The organism is Gordonia sp. GN26 (genome assembly GCF_054823965.1).
On record NZ_JSYC01000007.1, the window covers coordinates 240,954 to 259,745 of the forward strand.

16 protein-coding genes are annotated in these 18,792 nt (G+C 68.5%); 7 read left to right on the plus strand and 9 right to left on the minus strand.

What is annotated here, in order from left to right; genetic code table 11:
• Positions 1 to 18 precede the first annotated feature (18 nt).
• On the plus strand, positions 19 to 1,044 hold the full coding sequence (locus tag OK17_RS02635) for a M48 family metallopeptidase (RefSeq protein ID WP_461416576.1): 1,026 nt from the start codon (positions 19 to 21) through the stop codon (positions 1,042 to 1,044).
• A gap of 47 nt (positions 1,045 to 1,091) precedes the next feature.
• On the opposite strand, the gene OK17_RS02640 is transcribed toward OK17_RS02635, so the two are convergent.
• The gene (locus OK17_RS02640) at positions 1,092 to 1,715 is read right to left on the minus strand and encodes a mycothiol-dependent nitroreductase Rv2466c family protein (protein ID WP_461416577.1); all 624 of its coding nucleotides are present in this window, start codon (positions 1,713 to 1,715) and stop codon (positions 1,092 to 1,094) included.
• A 206-nt stretch (positions 1,716 to 1,921) separates the two neighbouring features.
• On the opposite strand from OK17_RS02640, the gene OK17_RS02645 reads away from it, so the two are divergent.
• Positions 1,922 to 3,157 carry a TetR/AcrR family transcriptional regulator gene (locus OK17_RS02645; RefSeq protein ID WP_461416578.1) on the plus strand — a complete coding sequence of 412 codons (1,236 nt, stop codon included), beginning with the start codon at positions 1,922 to 1,924 and terminating at the stop codon, positions 3,155 to 3,157.
• A gap of 29 nt (positions 3,158 to 3,186) precedes the next feature.
• Complete coding sequence (pepN, locus tag OK17_RS02650; RefSeq protein ID WP_461416579.1) at positions 3,187 to 5,772, plus strand: aminopeptidase N; 2,586 nt, start codon at positions 3,187 to 3,189, stop codon at positions 5,770 to 5,772.
• Positions 5,773 to 5,799: 27 nt separating this feature from the next.
• Here pepN and OK17_RS02655 read toward each other — a convergent pair whose 3' ends face one another.
• Both OK17_RS02655 and OK17_RS02660 read right to left on the minus strand, forming a co-directional pair.
• The gene (locus tag OK17_RS02655; RefSeq protein ID WP_461416580.1) at positions 5,800 to 6,480 is read right to left on the minus strand and encodes a response regulator; all 681 of its coding nucleotides are present in this window, start codon (positions 6,478 to 6,480) and stop codon (positions 5,800 to 5,802) included.
• The gene (locus OK17_RS02660; protein ID WP_232719106.1) at positions 6,477 to 8,042 is read right to left on the minus strand and encodes a sensor histidine kinase; all 1,566 of its coding nucleotides are present in this window, start codon (positions 8,040 to 8,042) and stop codon (positions 6,477 to 6,479) included. Before OK17_RS02660 ends, OK17_RS02655 begins: the two co-directional genes overlap by 4 nt.
• Positions 8,043 to 8,219: 177 nt before the next feature.
• On the opposite strand from OK17_RS02660, the gene OK17_RS02665 reads away from it, so the two are divergent.
• Together OK17_RS02665 and OK17_RS02670 are read left to right on the plus strand one after the other, a co-directional pair.
• A complete protein-coding gene (locus OK17_RS02665) occupies positions 8,220 to 9,620 on the plus strand; it encodes a cation:dicarboxylate symporter family transporter (RefSeq protein WP_232719107.1) in 1,401 nt (466 codons plus the stop codon).
• Positions 9,621 to 9,813: 193 nt separating this feature from the next.
• The gene (locus OK17_RS02670; RefSeq protein WP_232719108.1) at positions 9,814 to 10,878 is read left to right on the plus strand and encodes a fatty acid desaturase family protein; all 1,065 of its coding nucleotides are present in this window, start codon (positions 9,814 to 9,816) and stop codon (positions 10,876 to 10,878) included.
• A 91-nt stretch (positions 10,879 to 10,969) separates the two neighbouring features.
• Here the strand turns inward: OK17_RS02670 and OK17_RS02675 are convergent, their stop codons facing one another.
• The 3 genes from OK17_RS02675 to OK17_RS02685 all read right to left on the minus strand — a co-directional run bounded on the left by OK17_RS02675 (position 10,970) and on the right by OK17_RS02685 (position 12,451).
• Positions 10,970 to 11,464 carry a DUF5130 domain-containing protein gene (locus OK17_RS02675; RefSeq protein WP_006866759.1) on the minus strand — a complete coding sequence of 165 codons (495 nt, stop codon included), beginning with the start codon at positions 11,462 to 11,464 and terminating at the stop codon, positions 10,970 to 10,972.
• Complete coding sequence (gene ctaJ, locus OK17_RS02680; protein WP_232719109.1) at positions 11,451 to 11,699, minus strand: aa3-type cytochrome oxidase subunit CtaJ; 249 nt, start codon at positions 11,697 to 11,699, stop codon at positions 11,451 to 11,453. The genes OK17_RS02675 and ctaJ overlap by 14 nt, the downstream gene beginning before the upstream one ends.
• A 152-nt stretch (positions 11,700 to 11,851) precedes the next feature.
• Positions 11,852 to 12,451, minus strand: coding sequence for an HNH endonuclease (locus tag OK17_RS02685; RefSeq protein WP_461416581.1), 600 nt, complete (start codon positions 12,449 to 12,451; stop codon positions 11,852 to 11,854).
• Positions 12,452 to 12,601: 150 nt separating this feature from the next.
• On the opposite strand from OK17_RS02685, the gene OK17_RS02690 reads away from it, so the two are divergent.
• Positions 12,602 to 13,030, plus strand: a complete 429-nt coding sequence (locus tag OK17_RS02690) for a globin (RefSeq protein WP_461416582.1) — start codon at positions 12,602 to 12,604, stop codon at positions 13,028 to 13,030.
• Between the two features lie 100 nt (positions 13,031 to 13,130).
• A complete protein-coding gene (locus OK17_RS02695) occupies positions 13,131 to 15,164 on the plus strand; it encodes a glycoside hydrolase family 13 protein (protein ID WP_461416583.1) in 2,034 nt (677 codons plus the stop codon).
• Between the two features lie 7 nt (positions 15,165 to 15,171).
• On the opposite strand, the gene OK17_RS02700 is transcribed toward OK17_RS02695, so the two are convergent.
• The 3 genes from OK17_RS02700 to OK17_RS02710 all read right to left on the minus strand — a co-directional run bounded on the left by OK17_RS02700 (position 15,172) and on the right by OK17_RS02710 (position 18,727).
• Complete coding sequence (locus tag OK17_RS02700; RefSeq protein WP_232719113.1) at positions 15,172 to 15,858, minus strand: hypothetical protein; 687 nt, start codon at positions 15,856 to 15,858, stop codon at positions 15,172 to 15,174.
• Positions 15,858 to 16,328: an acyl-CoA thioesterase gene (locus OK17_RS02705; protein ID WP_461416584.1), complete on the minus strand. Its 471-nt coding sequence runs from the start codon at positions 16,326 to 16,328 to the stop codon at positions 15,858 to 15,860. The genes OK17_RS02700 and OK17_RS02705 overlap by 1 nt, the downstream gene beginning before the upstream one ends.
• A 116-nt stretch (positions 16,329 to 16,444) precedes the next feature.
• On the minus strand, positions 16,445 to 18,727 hold the full coding sequence (locus OK17_RS02710; protein ID WP_461416585.1) for a molybdopterin-dependent oxidoreductase: 2,283 nt from the start codon (positions 18,725 to 18,727) through the stop codon (positions 16,445 to 16,447).
• Between the last annotated feature and the right edge of the window lie 65 nt (positions 18,728 to 18,792).

An 18,792-nucleotide genomic window follows, 5' to 3' on the forward strand; every position in this document is an offset into this window, starting at 1 on the left:
CCACTATAGATTGAGGGCGTGGACACGCCTGCGCCCATCCCCCGAGCGTTGCCGAACCCGATCCCGAACGTGCCCGGGGTCGCCGACCCGCTCCCGGAGACACCTCCCGACCCGTCACGACGCTGGCTTCGCGCGGCTCGTTTCGCCGCACGCCCGCAGCTGCATCCGTGGGAGATCCCCGTCCTCATCCTCGTCATCCTCACCACGACGGTGGGATACGCGGCGATCATCCTTCTGGTCGCACTCGGCATGCTGGACCAGATCCTGCTGGCCGCCTTGGCATTTCCGCTGCTGCTGTTCGTGATCCGTGGCCTCACCTATGCGACGCCGCGCGTGAACGGCGTGCAGATGACGCCCACCCAGTTCCCGGAGGGCTACCGGATGGTGGTCGAAGCCGCCGCTCGCTATGGACTGGAGTACGTACCCGACGCCTACGTCGTGCTCGGGAACGGACAGATCAACGCCTTCGCCTCCGGCCACGGCTTCCGCCGGTTCGTCGTCGTCTACTCCGACCTGTTCGAGGTCGGTGGCACCGCACGCAGTCCCGAGGCGCTGGAGTTCATCATCGGCCACGAGGTCGGACACATCGCGGCCGGGCACACGTCGTACTGGCGTCAGCTGGCGACGGTCTTCGGCACCAACATCCCCCTGCTCGGCAGCGCCCTGTCACGAGCGCAGGAGTACACCGCCGACAACTACGGCTACTACGCGAAGCCGGCGGGAGCTCCGGGCGCGATCGGCGTCCTGGCCGCCGGCAAGTACATGCTGTCGGCGGTCGATTTCGACCAGTTCGCCGACCGTGCCACCCACGAACGCGGATTCTTCGTGCACCTGGTGAACGCGATCTCGACCCATCCCGTCCTGACCTGGCGCGCGGCCGCACTCCGTGACCGCACCCGGGCCGGCGCCATGCTGCTCCGACCACGCCGGATCGTGCGCGGTATCGGCAGCGGCAACGTCGTGGCCGTGCCACCGCCGGCGCATCCGGCGACGGTCCCGCCCGGTTCGCTCCCGAACGGCATCGAACCCCCGCCCAGGTTCTGAGCGGGGGTTCGAGGAGCGGGTTCGCGGTGGGCGAATCAGGCTGCGACTCAGTCGAACTCGGGACCCTCGGTGCGGCTGCGCTTGAGCTCGTAGAAGTGCGGGTACGACGCGAGGGCGAGTGCCCCGTCCCACACCTTGCCGGCATCCTCGCCGCGCGGGATGCGTGACAGCACCGGGCCGAAGAAGGCGACACCGTTGACGTGGATCGTCGGGGTGCCGACGTCGTCGCCGACCTTGTCCATACCCTCGTGGTGGCTCTTGCGGATGGCCTCGTCGAACTCCTCGGAGTCGGCGGCCTCCGCCAGCGAGGCGTCGAGCCCGAGCTCGGCGAGCGCACCGGCGATGACCTCGTCGAAGTCCTTGATCCCCTCGTTGTGGATTCGGGTGCCCATCGCGGCGTAGAGGGGTGCGAGGATCTCGTCGCCCTTCTGCGCTGCTGCGGCGGCGATCACCCGGACCGGACGCCACGCGTTCTTCAGTGCCTCGCGGTACTCGTCGGGGATGTCCTTGCCCTCGTTGAGGACGGCCAGGCTCATGATGTGGAAGTTCACGTCGATCGGCCGGACCTTCTCGGCCTCGAGGACCCACCGGGAGGTGATCCAACACCACGGGCAGAGCGGATCGAACCAGAAATCGACCCGATCGGTGGTGGACTGGCCCTGCTCTGACATCGTCGACGTCCTCTCAGAAGTGGTGATCGATCTCGACCGTACCGGTGGCACCGTCAACCGTGCTCAACATCGGCATGCGTCCGGCTGTTCCCGGTTTGTGATGTGAGCTGCGAAAATCTGGTCCGGATCCGGTTACCGTTCCTTGGGAGGATCCCGTCGGATGAGCCACGTCCGGGTCCGCCACCGTTCTCGGAGAGGAAACGTCCATGTCGTCGACGCCGCATGATCCGGGCTCCGGTCCCGATCCGGCGGGCGCGCGGGCGAACCCCCGGGGGCTCCGGGCCGAGCAGATCGTCCGTGCGGCGACGATCCTCTTCCAGGACTTCGGGTACCGCAACGTCAGCATCGAACAGATCGGTGCCGCGGTGGGTCTCACCGGTCCCGCGGTGTACCGCCACTTCCCCGGCAAGCACGACATCCTCGTGCAGGCGTTGTTGACCCAGGTCGACCTGGTGGACCAACTCGTGCGCGAGGCCGACGGTCACGGTGAGACGCCGGAGGCCCAGCTGTGGCGTTTCCTCGACCGTCTCGGGGACATGACCGCCAATCACGACGTGTCCATCCTCTGGCGCCGCGAACAACGGCACCTACAGCCCACGCAGCTCGCGGAGATGCGGGGCTACTTCACGAAGTACGGCGACTACATCGCCGACAAGGTCGTCGCCGTACGACCCGACCTGCCGGACGCCGACGCCCGTCTGCTCGGGTTCGCCGTTCTGAGCCTGTACTCCAACACCTCGGTGATCCGCGGGCCGATGCCGCCCGCGCGCGTGATGCAGATCCAGCGGGCCATAGCCCGGTCGATCGTCGACTGCGAGGTGCCCGCAGCCGGACCCGACGCCTCATCCCCGTCGCCGCCCACCCGACGCCCCGCCGACCGGCACGAGCGCATCCTCGATGCCGCCACCGACCTGTTCGCCGAGCGGGGTTTCCACGACGTCCGGATCGACGACATCGCGCGGGCGGCCGACATCTCGGTCGCCACCTTCTATCAGCAGATCCCGGGCAAGACCGAGGTCTTGCGCGCGATCCTGTTCCGCGCCCTCGAGGGAATGCTCTTCCTCACGGCCCACGACCTCGACGGCGTCGAGCCGAGCGACGCCCTCGACGTGCTGATCTCACTGCACGTGGAGCAGGCGCTCGGCGTGCACGGACGGATCGTCCCGATCTTCACCCGCGACCTCGTCTACCTGCCCGAGGCCGACCAGGACGTCTTGCGGTCGGCCCAACGCGCATACATCGCCGAATGGGCCGCCGCGATCCGCGCCCGCACGCCCGAACTGTCCGAGGGCGACGCCGCAGGCCTCACCCGCGCGTTCATCGGGGTGACCGGTGACATCGTGCAGTCGCCGGAGCTGCGCGCGCGACCGGGGATCTCCGACGCCCTCATCGCACTCGCGACCGCGATCCTCCAACCCGCCGATCTGCTGTCGGACGGCTGAGCACCGCCAATCTCTATAAGCTGGCCTGCGTGACTGCCCCGAACCTCACCAGAGACCAGGCCCGCGAGCGCGCCGCGATCGTCGACGTGTCGAACTACCAGATCGAACTCGACCTCACCGACGGCAACGGTTCGCCCGGCACCCAGACGTTCAGATCCACCACGACGGTCACGTTCACCGCGACCGAGGGCGCCGAGACCTTCATCGACCTCGTTGCGCCGACGCTGCACTCGGCGACGCTCAACGGCGTCGAGCTCGACGTCTCCGGTTTCGACGAATCCGTCGGCATCGCCCTGCCCGGGCTGGCCGCGGAGAACACCCTCACCGTGGTCGCCGACTGCGCCTACTCGAACACCGGTGAGGGACTGCACCGCTTCGTCGACCAGTCCGACGACTCGGTGTACCTGTACTCCCAGTTCGAGACCGCCGACGCCAAGCGCATGTTCGCCTGCTTCGATCAGCCGGACCTCAAGGCCACCTACACCCTCACGGTCACCGCACCCGAGGACTGGAAGGTCATCTCGAACGCGGCACACGTCGAGACCACCGCCGCCGAACCGGGTATCCACCGCTTCCGCGAGACAGCGCCGATGAGCACCTACCTCGTCGCGCTGATCGCCGGCCCGTACGCCGAGTGGACCGACGTCTACTCCGACGACCACGGCGACATCCCCCTCGGCATCTACTGCCGCGCCTCACTGGCCGAGCACATGGACGCCGATCGGCTCTTCACCGAGACCAAACAGGGATTCGCCTTCTACCACAAGAACTTCGGTATCCCATACGCCTTCGGCAAGTACGACCAGCTGTTCGTGCCCGAGTTCAACGCCGGCGCGATGGAGAACGCCGGCGCGGTGACCTTCCTGGAGGACTACGTCTTCCGGTCGCGCGTCACCAAGTACCTCTACGAGCGTCGCGCCGAGACCGTGCTGCACGAGATGGCGCACATGTGGTTCGGCGATCTCGTCACCATGCAGTGGTGGGATGACCTGTGGCTCAACGAGTCCTTCGCCACCTTCGCCTCGGTGCTCTGCCAGTCGGAGGCGACCGAGTACACCAACGCCTGGACGACGTTCGCCAACGTCGAGAAGTCCTGGGCGTACCGGCAGGATCAGCTGCCCTCGACCCACCCGGTCGCCGCCGACATCCCCGACATCGCCGCCGTCGAGGTCAACTTCGACGGCATCACCTACGCCAAGGGCGCCTCGGTGCTCAAGCAGCTCGTCGCCTACGTCGGTGTGGACGACTTCCTCGCCGGTCTGCGCGATTATTTCGCCGCCCACAAGTTCGGCAACGCCACGTTCTCCGATCTGCTGGGCGCACTGGAGAAGTCGTCCGGTCGTGACCTGTCGGACTGGGGCGACCAGTGGCTGCGCACCACCGGCATCAACGTCATGCGACCCGATTTCGAGGTCGATGAGGCCGGGGCGTTCACCCGGTTCACGATCGTCCAGGACGGCGCCGCCCCGGGCGCGGGCGAGACCCGCGTACACCGGCTCCGCGTCGGCATCTACGCCGACAACGGTTCCGGCGCCATCGAACAGACCCACAGCGTCGAACTCGACGTCGAGGGTGAGCGCACCGACGTGGCCGACCTCGTCGGCGTGAACCGCGGAGACCTGGTGCTGCTCAACGACGGTGACCTCACCTACGCGTCGATCCGCCTCGACCCCGAGTCACTGGCGACCGCGACCGCACGCATCGGAGACATCACCGACTCCATGCCCCGCACCCTGGTGTGGTCAGCGGCGTGGGAGATGACCCGCCAGGCCGAGATGCGCGCCCGCGACTTCGTCGAACTCGTGCAGCGCGGGATCGCATCAGAGACCGAGATCGGTGTGGTGCAGCGTGTCCTGATACAGGCGACCACCGCGATGGAGTCCTACGCCGACCCCGCTTGGGTGTCCTCGACGGGCCGGCCCGCGTTCAGCGCCCGGCTGCTGGAACTCGCACGGGGTGCCGACGCGGGCTCCGACCACCAGCTCGCCTTCGTCAACACCTGGCTGGCCGGCAAGCTCAACGACGACCAGGTCGACGTGGTTCGCGCACTTCTCGACGGTGCGGACCCGGCCGAGCAGGGTTTGGACGGTCTCGCCGTCGACACCGACCTACGGTGGAAGCTGGTGCGGGCGTTGGCAACCGCCGGTGCGATCGACACCGACGCGGGTTCGACGCCGACCATCGACGCCGAGGCGCAGCGTGACAACACCGCCACCGGCACCCGGCAGGCCGCCGCGGCGCGCTCGTCGCGACCGATCCCCGAGGCCAAGGCCGACGCGTGGTCGCAGGCGATCGACGACGATTCGCTGTCGAACATCTACACCCGCACCATGATCGAGGGCTTCGCGCGGCCGGGTCAGGGCGAGCTGCTCGAGCCGTACGTCGAGAAGTACTTCGAGGCGATCCCCGAGGTGTGGGCGCGCCGTTCGAGCGAGGTCGCCCAGACCGTCGTCATCGGCCTCTACCCGAGCTGGGCGATGACGCAGCATGCCCTCGATCTCGCCGAGGAGTTCGTCGCGGGTGACCATCCGCCAGCCCTCAAGCGGCTGATCTCCGAAGGCCGTGACGGCGTTGCACGTTCGCTGCGAGCGCGCGAGTTCGACGCCCAGGACTGATGTTCCGGGTACCGGTGGTGTCGGCGATCAGCGCCGGCGCCACCGATACCGCACCTGCGGCCGACCGGCCGAGCCGTACTGGGTGTCGCGGCCGAGGACGCCGTCGTCGGCGAGTCGCTCCAGATATCTCCATGCGGTGACGCGCGAAGATCCCAGCGCGCGAGCCACTTCCGATGCGGTGAGCCCGTCGGCACTGTCGCGCACGGCCCGACACACCGCATCCTCGGTCTGCGGTGCCGACCCCTTCTTCGCCGACCGTCGGTGATCGCCGGAACGCAACTCGGCCAGTGCCCGGTCGACGTCGCGCTGACTGACCGCCTCCGCCTCACCGGTCAACGCCTCCCGATATCGCAGATACTGTTCGACCTTCTCGCGGAAGGCCGCGAACGTGAACGGCTTGAGCAGGTAGAGCAGCACCCCGCGCGACATCGCGTCGCGCACGGTCGGCAGGTCTCGCTGCGCGGTGATGGCGATGACGTCGGGGGCCGGGCGCACCCCGGACAGCGCGGAGGCGAGGTCGGTGCCGCGGGCGTCGGGGAGACCGAGGTCGAGCAGCACCAGGTCGACGCCATGCGTCCGTGCGGAGCGCAACGCCTCCTGCGCGGTCGTCACCGCGCCGACGACCTCGAAACCGCCGATGCGTGCGAGGTAGTCGCGGTGCGCCTCGGCGATCACCGGCTCGTCCTCGACGATCAGTACGCGGATCATCGGGCCTCCCCCGTTCCCGACTGCGCCGCCCGGATACGCACGGTCACGACCGAACCGTAGGTGTTCTCGGCGGTCAACGTCCCGTGGTGCCGGGAGACGACCTGCGAGACGAGGGCGAGGCCGAGTCCGCGGCCGGCGTCGTCGCCGCCGGACTTGGTGGAGTACCCCCGGGCGGTCGCGCGCCGGAACAGTTCGTCGTCCATCCCGGGTCCGCTGTCGGCGACGACGATCTCGAGCGCCTCATGGTCTCCGACGACCCCGACCTCGACCCACGGGTCGTTCGGATCGCAGGCGTCGAGGGCGTTGTCGACGAGGTTCCCCACCACGGTGATCATCTCGCGCGAAGACAGGATCTGGGTGGCCTCGTCGCTCACCTGCGAATCCTCGGTGAGCGAGAACGCGATTCCCCGTTCGGCCGCCTGCGTACTCTTCCCGAGGAGCAACGCGACCAGCGCCGGCTCGGCGACCGCCTGGGCCATCTGATCGATGAGGTGTTGGGACAGTTCGAGTTCGGTGGTCGCGAGTCGGACCGCTTCGTCCGGCCGCCCCATCTCGACCAGTGCGACCAGTGTGTGCAGCCGGTTCGCGGACTCGTGAGCCTGGGAGCGGAGCGCCTCGGCAAATCGGGTCATCGAATCCAACTCTCCCATGGCCTCGGCCAATTCGGTCCGGTCGCGGATCGTGACGACCGACGAGCCTCGTCGTCCGGACACCGGCGAGCGACTGACCAGCAGTACCCGTCCGCCCTCGGCGTGCAACTCGTCGGACACCCCGTCGCCGCGGGTCAGGAAACCCGGCAGTTCGCTTGCGGGGGTGCCGGTTCCGATGCCGAGCAGGCGGTGCGCCTCGGCGTTGACCAGCGCCGGCCGACCGTCGGAGACGACGATCAGGCCCTCGCGGACCGCGCGCAGCACCGCGTCGTGGTGGTCGTACATCAGACGCAGGTCGTCCGGGGCCAGTCCGCCGGTCTGCCGCAACAGTCGGCGTCGGATCCACCAGACGCCGGCAGCTGCGGTCAACAGGGCCGCCAGGGCGGTGACGGCGATCCGAGGGAGCTCCCCGCGCCAGGTCGACGTGAGCGAACGCTGGGTGATCCCGGCGGCGACCATCCCGATGATCCGGCCGTCGGGACCCCGGACCGGGGTGATCGTCCGGATGGACGGGCCGAGGGTGCCGGTGTAGGTCTCGGTGATCGTCTCGCCGCGCAGGGCCGCGTCGATGCTTCCGATATAGGGCGCACCGATCAGGGACGGGTCGGTGTGGGTGTAGCGCGTCCGGTCCGGACCCAGCACGGTGATGAAGGCGATGCCCGTCTCCCGACGGACACGGTCGGTGACCGACTGCAGGATCGCGCTCGGATCCGGCGAGGTGAGTGCGGACACCGTCGAGGGCGCCTGGGCGAGGCTGACCGCCACCGCGGTGACCTCGTCGCGGGCGGCCCGGTCGCCGTCGACGCGAGCATCGATTGCCGCGAGCACACTGCCCGCGACGACCACGACGGCAACGACCGTCAGCGCGAGCGCCGCCACCTGACCGGCCAGCGTCCGCGGAAACCACCGCATGCTCGGCCCCTAACTGCGTCGCGAGTGCGTGACTCGCCGTGTCGTGTTTGGCAAAGCCCCATATCGGGCTATTCCCCGGCAGCGGTGAACGTAATGAACAGAACCGTGACGGTGGTCACCTGGTCGGTTCACAATCCTAACCACCCATGTTCCCGGTACACGAGGAGAGAACTGCCGATGAACGTAGACCCGAAGGCCGGTGACGAGACGACGGAAGCCGAGGCCCCACGGGCCAAACGCGACCGTACGCACTGGCTCTACATCGCGGTCATCATCGCGGTGGTCGCCGGTGTCACCGTCGGCCTCGTGGCCCCGGAGCTCGGCAAGGACCTCGGCTGGCTGGGCACCACGTTCGTCGCTCTGATCAAGATGATGATCGCGCCGGTCATCTTCTGCACCATCGTGCTCGGCATCGGATCGGTGCGAAAGGCCGCGACCGTCGGCAAGGTCGGCGGCCTCGCCTTCGTCTACTTCCTCGTGATGTCGACGGTCGCACTGGCCATCGGACTGGTGGTCGGCAACCTCCTCAAGCCCGGCGAGGGTCTCGACATCGACTCGGTCTCCGGCGAGGGCTCCAAACTCGCCAAGGAAGCCCACGAGTCGGGCGGCACCATCGACTTCATCCAGGGGATCGTCCCGGAGTCGATGCTCTCGGCACTGACCGACGGCAGTGTGCTGCAGGCGCTGTTCGTCGCGCTCCTGGTCGGCTTCGCGATCCAGGCGATGGGACGCACCGGCGAGCCGATCCTGACCGCGGTCTCCTACTTCCAGAAGCTGGTCTTCAAGGTGCTGACCATGGTCCTGTGGGTCGCGCCGATCGGCGCGTTCGGCGCCATCGCAAACGTCGTCGGCCAGACCGGATGGGCAGCGGTGCAACAGCTTCTGACCCTGATGCTCGCTTTCTACCTCACCTGCCTGGTCTTCGTGTTCGGCGTGCTGGGCGTCCTGCTCCGGACCATCGCCGGCGTGTCGATCTTCCGCCTGGTGCGGTACCTGGCCCGCGAGTACCTGCTGATCTTCGCGACCTCGTCGTCGGAGTCGGCCCTGCCGCGACTCATCGCCAAGATGGAACACCTCGGCGTCGAGAAGACGACCGTGGGTGTCGTGGTGCCCACCGGGTACTCGTTCAACCTCGACGGAACCGCGATCTACCTGACCATGGCGTCGATCTTCATCGCCGACGCGATGGGCGACCCGCTGTCGGTCGGCGAGCAGATCGGTCTGCTCGCGTTCATGATCATCGCGTCGAAGGGCGCCGCCGGCGTCAGCGGCGCGGGACTGGCGACCCTCGCCGCCGGACTCCAGGCTCACCGCCCGGAGATGCTCGAGGGCGTCGGCGTGATCGTCGGTATCGACCGGTTCATGTCCGAGGCGCGTGCGGTCACCAACTTCTCCGGCAATGCGGTGGCGACTCTCCTGGTCGGTTCCTGGACCAAGACGGTGGACAAGCACCAGGTCGACGAGGTGCTGGCCGGTCGGGTCCCGTTCGACGAGTCGAACATGGTCGACGACGACCTCAACTCGACCGGGGCCGCGACCCACGAGAAGGCGCTCGAGGGTTCCGCCCCACGCTCCTGAGCGTTGACCTGGGCAGGCCCGGCCCGCGCCATCACGGCGCGGGCCGGGTCCGTCGACCGGAATCGTGGCATGATGGGCCTCGCCCCTTGATGCATCGCAATCCCGGTTCATGTCTCTCGTGACGCGCCTCAGTTCCGAAAGCTGATCCCTCCGGCGTACCTGGCACCAATCAGAAGGCCAGAGGTACGCACTCTTGTCCCTTTCAACTGTGTCGCAGGCCCGTGACAACAAATTCGTGAGTTCCTACACCGAACTCGCGGCAGAGGTCCGCGCATCAGGACTGCTGGACCGTCGGCGCGGGTTCTACGTCGCCCGGATCGGATTGACCGTCCTCGCGTTCGTCGGGATCTGGACGGCGGTGATCCTGCTCGGCGACACCTGGTGGCAGATCGTGCCCGCCGCTCTCCTCGCCGTGGTGAGCACCCAGTTCGGCTTCCTCGGTCACGACGGCGCCCACCGCCAGATGTTCGCCTCCGCCGGGGCCAACGAGTGGAACGCGCGGATTCTCGCCGCCGCGGGAGCCGGTCTCTCCTTCCACTGGTGGCGCAACAAGCACAACCGGCACCACAAGGCCCCCAACCAGGTGGGCACCGACCCCGACATCGCCGATGGCCCCATCGCCTTCGTGCCGGCCGTCGCGGAGAAGCGGACGGGCCTGTACGGCTGGTTCACCAGACGCCAGGGTTGGTTCTTCGTTCCGCTGCTGACCCTCGAGGGTGCCGCCCTCCATGTCGCGAGCCTCCAGGGCCTCGCCGCACGCACCGCGGTCCCGCACCGCGCCGTCGAGATCGCATTGATCCTGCTGCGCCTGCTCCTCGGTGTCGCGGTTCCGTTCCTCGTGATGTCACCCGGCCTCGCGATCGCCTTCATCGCGGTCCAGCTCGCCGTCTTCGGGCTCCTGCTCGGCGGGTCGTTCGCGCCGAACCACAAGGGCATGCCGCTGGTTCCCAAGGACATGCGCGTGGACTTCCTGCGCCGGCAGGTCCTGATGTCGCGCAACATCCGGGGTGGCCCGACCACCGACTTCATGATGGGCGGGCTCAACTACCAGATCGAGCACCATCTGTTCCCGAGCATGCCGCGGCCCAACCTCAAGAAGGTGCAGCCGCTGGTCCGGGCGCACTGCGCGCGTCACGGCGTGCAGTACACCGAGACCTCGCTGGTCGGGTCCTACGGCATCGTGATCCGCTACCTCAACCAGGTCGGGCTCGGGGATCGCGATCCGTTCACCTGTCCCCTGGTCCGCATGTACCGCTGACCCGACACCCGACCGGGCACAACGACAGACGCGACCACGAAGAAGGCCGCCCCACCCGGAGGTGGAGCGGCCTTCGTCGTGGTCTGCTGGACTAGCCTGCTGCGGCGGCAGTCGCCATCACACGCAGCGACGCGATGAGGCCGTCGATCAGGTTGCCCTGACGGAAGCCGGTGACCGCTGCGGTCACGCCGAGTGCGGCGACGCGGTCGTTGACGCGGCTCGACACCTCGCTACCGGAGACGATGACGACGTCGCGCGTGTTCGGCGACACCGCGATCAGCGTGCCGTGGGCGGGCTCGGGAGCCTTCGCCAGGACGGCACGGGCGCTCGCGTCGAGGTCACCGTCGAGATCGCCGATGTAGACCGAGAAGCGCACGAGAGCCTTCTCGCTCGCGGCCTTCAGGGTGTCGTCGAGAGCGATCAGATCCTTCTTGCTGAAGGGCGGCGTCGACGGGGTGTCACCCGGGTAGCGGGCCGCCGAGATGCGTCCGCTGTTGGTGATCACGGCGCCCAGCGGAAGTTCGGCGGCCGAGCGGGCCGCGACCTCTGCACTCACGTTCGCGTGCGAAACCTCACCACTTGCCACTTGCCGAGCTCCCATCAACGTCGCCGGGTTCCGCGTGCCGCGGAAGTGCCATCGGTTCGATGTCGGTGGCACTGAAGAGAAGCGGAGCATGCTCCCATTGCTGATCGAGGGTGTACTCCTTGACCTTCGGGTACTTGACCCCGCTGGAGAACACCATCGCGACAACGCAGAGCACGACAAAGAGCACCGTCACGATCGTGACTGGCACTCCGATGGGGACGATCAGGCTGTCCATGTCACCCTTTCGATGGTCGCGCCGGACCAGGCCGGTTGTCGGCACAGGTCATCGTTGATCAATCTAGCCCACATCACACGGCCCGGTGCAGCGACCCCTACAGCGCGTCGTAGACAGTTCCCGGACGGCAATTCCCGGCGTGTCCACGCGCCTCATGCGGCACCTGCGTCGATGTACTGCATCCAGGCCGGATCGATGTCCTTGACCGCGGCGATGAGCCCCCAGTGCCGGCCTTTCGGTGCGACCGGCCGGTTCCGCAGCGTCCAGCCCAGTTCGCTGAGCAGTCGGTCGGCCTTGCGGTGATTGCACGACGCACAACACGCCACGCAGTTCTCCCAGTTGTGCGCGCCTCCCCGGCTACGCGGCACGACGTGGTCGATCGTGGTGGCGGGTTTGCCGCAGTAGCCGCAGCGGAACCGGTCCCGATGCATCAGCGCCGCCCGGGTCATCGGCACGGACGCGCGGTACGGGACCCGCACATAGTTGCGCAGACGGATCACCGTCGGCACCGGGACCTCCGTCGCGGCCGAGTGGAACGCTCCCCCGGACTCGTCGGCGTGGACCATGTCGGCGCGTCCACGCAGGATCAGGACGACGGCGCGGCGGATGGTGACCGCACTCAGCGGCTCGTAGGTGGCGTTGAGCAACAGCACCCGGCGGCGTGTCCGCGGCCGAGACCCGGCCGTCTGCGAGGCGGCACCGCCGTGCAGCCTCGTCACCTCGCCCGTCTTGTGATGTGACCGGTGCGTCATTCGCCCTCCCGCCAGGTCGGCGTGAACAGGTTGACCTGCACAAGTTCACCACGGACACCGACCTCGTGCACGGAAAATCCGCGGCAAGACACCCCGTCCGGAACCCACCGGGGGCACGCGACGTTGAGGCACCCCTCGGTCGTAGGGACAATGGCGGCTGTGACTGGCGAATCCGGCAACTCCCCCGACCCGGCCCCGCGGAGCTTCTACGAGGAGATCGGCGGCGCGGAGACGTTCCGACGACTCACCGAGGTCTTCTACACCGAGGTGGCGAAGGACGAGGTGCTCCGCCCGCTGTATCCCGAGGAGGACCTCGGTCCCGCCGAGCGACGGCTGCGGATGTTCCTCGAGCAGTACTGGGGCGGTCCGCGGACCTACTCCGAGGAGCGCGGCCATCCGAGGTTGCGCATGCGCCACAACCCCTATCGGGTCGGCCCGATCGAGCGCGACGCCTGGTTGCGGTGCATGCACACCGCCATCGCGTCGATCGACGACGAGACCCTGGACCCGCCGCATCGGCAGGCACTCGTCGACTACATGGAGATGGCCGCCCAGTCGATGATGAACTCCCCGATCTGAGATCCGCGGATACCCTCTGCTTTTCGGCACCCGAACATTCGACACGCCCACGACGCGCCGATTGACCAGGATTTCTCGCCGAAAACTCAGGTAGGGCAGAATGACCACGGTGAGCGATGAGACACCAGATGTTGTCCCCGCCGAGCCATCTGACGGGGGTCAGACCGACGGCGCACACACCGACGTACCGGAGACCACGGGTACCGAGGGCAACGTGAGTGACTTGTCGGGAGACACCCCCGAGATCGCCGGAGACGCATCGGATGCCGAGACCGGCGACGCCGTGAGCGCCGTTCCCACCCAGGACGCGGCAGCAGCCGACGATCCCGAAATCGACGATCGCGCAACCACAGACACCGAGGCCGTCGACCCGGAAGTCGTCGATCCCGCGACGACCGATCCGGAAGCCCTCGACGACGAGGCCATCGAGGCCGAGGCGGATACCGAACTCGACCCGGACGCCGACGTCGAACCGGATACCGAAACCGCCGCCGCACGAGTCGAACCGGCCACCGTGACGGTGCCCCAGCTGGACCCGACCGACACCACGTGGTGGAAGTCCGCGGTCTTCTACCAGATCTATCCGCGGTCGTTCTGCGACGCGAACGGCGACGGCGTCGGCGACCTCGCCGGTGTCATCGGCAAACTCGGATATCTCGAACTGCTGGGCATCGACGCGATCTGGCTCAGCCCCATCATGACCTCCCCGATGGCCGACCACGGATACGACGTGGCCGATCCGCGCGACATCGACCCGCTCTTCGGCGATCTCGCCACCTTCGACGCCCTCATCGCCGAGGCCCACGCCCGCGACATCCGGGTGACGATGGACCTCGTCCCCAACCACACCAGCGATCAGCACGAGTGGTTCCAGGCCGCGCTCGCCGCCGGTCCGGGCAGTCCGGAACGCGACCGGTACATCTTCCGCGACGGTCGCGGTGAGAACGGCGACGAGCCACCGAACAACTGGCACAGCATCTTCGGCGGGCCGTCGTGGACCAGGGTCACCGAGGCCGACGGCAGTCCCGGCCAGTGGTACCTCCACATCTTCGCCGCCGAGCAGCCCGACCTGAACTGGGAGAACCCCGAGGTCTTCGAAGATCTCGAGAAGACACTGCGGTTCTGGCTCGATCGCGGGGTCGACGGTTTCCGGATCGACGTCGCGCACGGGATGGCCAAGCCCGCCGACCTACCCGACATGGATCTGACCAAGACCGCGCTGCTCTCGAACGACGACGACGATCCGCGGTTCAACAACTATGCGGTGCACGACATCCACCGGAAGATCCGCAAGGTCCTCGACGAGTACCCGGGCGCCGCGAACGTCGGCGAGATCTGGGTGAACGACAACGAGCGGTTCGCCGAGTACCTGCGCCCCGACGAACTGCATCTGGGTTTCAACTTCCGACTCGCCAAGGCCCCCTTCGGCGCCGAGGCCATCCGGGAGGCCATCGAGAACTCGCTCGACGCGGTCCTGTCGGTGTCCGGGACGCCCACCTGGACGCTGTCGAACCATGACGTCACCCGAGAGGTCACGCGGTACGCCCCCGTCGACCCCGCGACCGGCGAACTCGATCTCGAACGCGGGACGCGCCGCGCCCGGGCGATGCTCGTCGTCGAGATGGCCCTGCCCGGTTCGATCTTCCTCTACAACGGTTCCGAACTCGGCCTGCCCAATGTCGACGACCTGCCCGAGGAGTCCCTCCAGGATCCGGTGTGGGAGCGGTCGGGTCACGCCGAGCGGGGCCGCGACGGATGCCGGGTTCCGTTGCCGTGGCAGGGCACCGAGCCGCCGTTCGGTTTCAGCTCGTCGGCCGACACCTGGTTGCCGATGCCGGAGTCGTGGCGGTCGCTGACCGCCGAGGTCCAACTCGAGGACGTGGGCTCGATGCTGTCGCTGTACCGAGCGGCCATCGAATTGCGTTACGACCGAACGGAATTCGCCGGCGACTCGATCGACTGGTACGGGGCACCGGAAGGCTGCCTGGCATTCCGGCGGTCGGAGGGGTTCCTCATCTGCGCACTGAACGCAGGCGAGGTCCCGGTTCCGCTGCCACCGGGCGAGCTGCTGCTGATCAGTTCGCCGCTGGTCGACGGCATGCTGCCGCCCGACGCCGCCGCCTGGTTGGTCTGAGCAACGCCTAGAGAACCGTGACCGACAGGTCGCGGTGCCGCCGCTGGTACACCGATCCGTAGCGGGCGTCGACCCGGATCCAGGCCGCGGACAAGCGGATCCGGACCGGCTCGGCGGCATCGATGTCCTCGACCGGCGAGCTCTCGGTGACCGCGCGCCCGTCGCGGTCCCGGATGAAACCCATTCCGGTCAAAGCGAAGAGCGACCGCATGGTGACCGCCGCGCGCAGCGCACCGTCCTCGGTCGAGACCTCGAGCACGTCCTGGTCGAGCACACCCGTGGCGGGTCCGTGAGCACTTCCCTCCTCGCGCGCCACGCGGGCACCGTCGCGCGCGAGGCCGACGATGCTGCGCGCGGGCACATCGTCGACGTGTCGGTAGCCGACGGATGCGGGAAGTGCACCGCGCCAGGCGGAGTCGAGGGAGAATCCGGGATCGATCTGTTCACCCGCGGGCGCCGCGGCGAGCGCGGAGTGCAGCGTTGCGGCGTCGCAGACGATGTCGGCGGGTGCCACCCGCCCGGAGACCGCGCGGGTCGCGAGCACCTCGAATCCGGTGTGCGTCCAGAGTCCGACGAGACCGTCCGAGCGTGCGACGACGCGCACGACGGCGGCGTCGTCGAGCCGTTGGGCGTGGGCGAGGAAGGCCGACGCGTTGGAGCGATCGGACTCCGCGATCTGGATGAACCGTTCCATCAGCGCTGTTTCGCCGACGTGTCGTCGCCGCGGCGGAAGGAGTTCAGGTACTCCTTCTGTTCCGGGGTCAGCCGGGCGATGCGTTGGCCGGCGACGTCGAAGGCGACGAGCTGGGTGCTGGCGACGACCGCCGGTTTCGACGCGGGGTCGGCTCCGGCCGCGCGGACCTCGTAACCGACGGTGAAGTCGACGGCGCGCAGACGCTCGACGAACATGGTCACTTCGATGGGCCCCTCGGAATGTCGCAGCTGTGCCTGGTACTTCACGTGGAGGTCGGCCACGAGGCAGCCGTCACGCAGCGGCGCGGTGGGCCGGCCGTCGAGGAAGAGCCACGGGATGCGCGCCTCCTCGAGGAGCGTGACCATCCGGGCGTGGTTGATGTGCTGGTAGACGTCCATGTCCGACCATCTCACCGGAACCTTCACCACGTAGCCGTCGGCGGTTGCGGTCCCCGAGTCCTCGTTGAGCACGTGTGTTCCATCCCCTGTCGATCCGGATCTGCTGGTACGACGCCGGGCGCCGCGAGATCAACCCTACGCACGACGGGCCCGGCACCCCGGACAGGCGGTCACGGACCCGCGGGGGCTCAGGCGGGGCCGACCTCGACCCGCACGCCGTTGAGGACGACGGTCCCCGAGAGCGGGTCGAGCCGTGCGCCGTCGTTGAGGATGTTCACGTTCACCCCCGGCTCGGCGGCCGCCACCGACAGACGGGACCGGGCGTCGTCGTGTCCCCAACCGTGCGGCATCGAGGCGACGCCGGGCTTGATGTCGGTGGTGATCTCCACCGGGACGGTCAGCGATCCGCCCGCTCCGCGGACCGTCGCGATGCCGTCGATGCCCAGTCGCGTCGCATCGTCCGGGTGCATCTGCAGGGTGCATCGGTTCGTGCCGCCGGTGAGAGCGGGGAGATTGTGCATCCAGCTGTTGTTGGACCGCAGGTGCCGGCGCCCGACGAGGAGCAACGACCGGTCGCCCGTCGGGTGACCGGCGTCGACCGCGGCGCGCAGCCGGGCGAGATCCTCGATCAGCGGGTCCGGTGCCAGCTCGACCTTTCCCGACGGGGTGCGGAGCACGCCGGGCAGCCGCGGCCGCATCGGCCCGAGGTCGATGCCGTGCGGGGCGGCCAGCAGATCGGCGAACGTCAGGCCCTCCCGTGCACCGAAACCGTCGCCGTACGCGCCGAGGCGCAGCATCATGTCCAGGCGGCGCTGATGGCCCGGCGCATCGGGCAACATCGCCACCAGCGTCTCGGTGTCGCGCCCGGCGACCGGTGAATACGGGTCGGTCACCTCCTTGGCCAGGGTCGCGGCGATGACCTGCTCGTCGACCAGGCCCGGATCGGCGTCGACGCCCACCCCGGAGAGCCCGAGGATCAGGCGGCACACGATGTCGATCTCGTCGGGTCGACCGTCGGGCAGTGGCAGCACTCGCGGCGAGTAGCGTGCGTTCGCGCGCACGGCGAGGTTGTTGAGGATCGCGTCGAAGTGCGGGCTCTGGGAGGGGCGAGGTGGCGGCAGGATGACATCGGCGTGCCGGGTGGTCTCGTTCAGATACGGGTCGACGCATACGACGACGTCGGCGGCATCGAGCGCCGCGGCCAGGCGGCCGCCGTTGGGCGCCGACAGTACGGGGTTGCCCGCGACCGTGACCAGTGCCCGCAGCTGTCCCTCGCCGGGCGTCTCGAACTCCTCGGCCATCGCCACGGCGGGCAACTCCCCCGCGACCTCGGGATGTCCCGACACCCGGCTGCGCCAGCGGCCGGTCCGGAATCCGCGCCCCGGCCGGGCCGGCCTGGGTGCGGGGGCGGTCGGCGCCGTCGGGAACATCACCCCGCCGGGCCGGTCGAGGTTGCCGGTGAGGACGTTGACCACGTCGATGAGCCAGCTGCCGAGGGTGCCGAACTCGACGACGGTGGTGCCCAGACGGCCGTAGACCGCCGCCGACGGTGCCGCCGCGATCTCACGGGCGAGCGCACGGATGTCCCCGGCCGGCACATCGCAGTACAGGGCCACCCGCTCGGGCGTGAGATCGGCTGTCTCGTTGCGCAATTCGTCGACGCCCTGCACGTGGGGCGCGATGCCGCCGAGGTCGTCGGCGACCAGCCCCTCGTCGAAGAGACAGGTGACGATGGCGGCCAGCAACGCCGCGTCTGTTCCCGGGCGCGGTGCGAGGTGGGTGTCGGCGAGGCGGGCGGTGCGAGTGCGCGCCGGGTCGATGACCGTGAGCCGCCCGCCGCGATGACGGAGGGCGGCCAGCTTGCCGGGGAAGTTCGCGGCGGTGGCCATGCTCCCGTTGGAGACAACGGGATTCGCGCCGATGATCACCAGGTGATCGGTGCGGTCGAGATCGGGAACCGCGAAGGTCCCGGCGTGGCCGAAGAGGTAACCCGACGCCGCCTGCTTGGGCATCTGGTCGAGGGTGCCCGCGCTGAACACGTTGCGGGTGCCGATGGCTCGCGCGAGCAGCGGCGCGTACATGGTGCCCGCGATGGTGTGCGCCGACGGGTTGCCGAGATAGAAACCGACCGACGACCCGCCGTGGGCGTCGATGACCGCGCGCAGACGCGTGACGGCCTCGTCGAGCGCCTCGTCCCAACCGACCTCGACGAACTGCCCGTCCCGTGCGACCAGCGGGCGTTCGAGGCGGTCCGGGTCGTTGTCGAGCTGCGGGAAACTCGCCCCCTTCGGACAGATGTAGCCCTGACTGAAGACATCCTCGGCGTCGCCGCGGGCACCGGTCACATGTTCCCGCAGGTGACTGTTCCCCTCGGCGTGTTCCTCGATCGGGCCGCTGTGGGTGTCGACGACGAGGGACAACCCGCAGGTCGCTTCGCAGAGCGGGCAGATTCGCGGTGCCGTGCGCGTCATGAGGTCAGGCTAGGCCCGGCATCGGGTCGGCGGGGCCGAACGGAGCAGGGGGCCGAAACGGATCA

Coding starts and splice junctions, on each gene's coding strand:
- OK17_RS02665 (WP_232719107.1), top strand. CDS start 8,220: ATGAACGTAGACCCGAAGGCCGGTGACGAGACGACGGAAGCCGAGGCC.
- ctaJ (WP_232719109.1), bottom strand. CDS start 11,699: ATGGACAGCCTGATCGTCCCCATCGGAGTGCCAGTCACGATCGTGACG.
- OK17_RS02640 (WP_461416577.1), bottom strand. CDS start 1,715: ATGTCAGAGCAGGGCCAGTCCACCACCGATCGGGTCGATTTCTGGTTC.
- OK17_RS02645 (WP_461416578.1), top strand. CDS start 1,922: ATGTCGTCGACGCCGCATGATCCGGGCTCCGGTCCCGATCCGGCGGGC.
- OK17_RS02685 (WP_461416581.1), bottom strand. CDS start 12,451: ATGACGCACCGGTCACATCACAAGACGGGCGAGGTGACGAGGCTGCAC.
- OK17_RS02690 (WP_461416582.1), top strand. CDS start 12,602: ATGGCGGCTGTGACTGGCGAATCCGGCAACTCCCCCGACCCGGCCCCG.
- OK17_RS02695 (WP_461416583.1), top strand. CDS start 13,131: ATGACCACGGTGAGCGATGAGACACCAGATGTTGTCCCCGCCGAGCCA.
- OK17_RS02710 (WP_461416585.1), bottom strand. CDS start 18,727: ATGACGCGCACGGCACCGCGAATCTGCCCGCTCTGCGAAGCGACCTGC.
- OK17_RS02660 (WP_232719106.1), bottom strand. CDS start 8,042: ATGCGGTGGTTTCCGCGGACGCTGGCCGGTCAGGTGGCGGCGCTCGCG.
- OK17_RS02655 (WP_461416580.1), bottom strand. CDS start 6,480: ATGATCCGCGTACTGATCGTCGAGGACGAGCCGGTGATCGCCGAGGCG.
- OK17_RS02700 (WP_232719113.1), bottom strand. CDS start 15,858: ATGGAACGGTTCATCCAGATCGCGGAGTCCGATCGCTCCAACGCGTCG.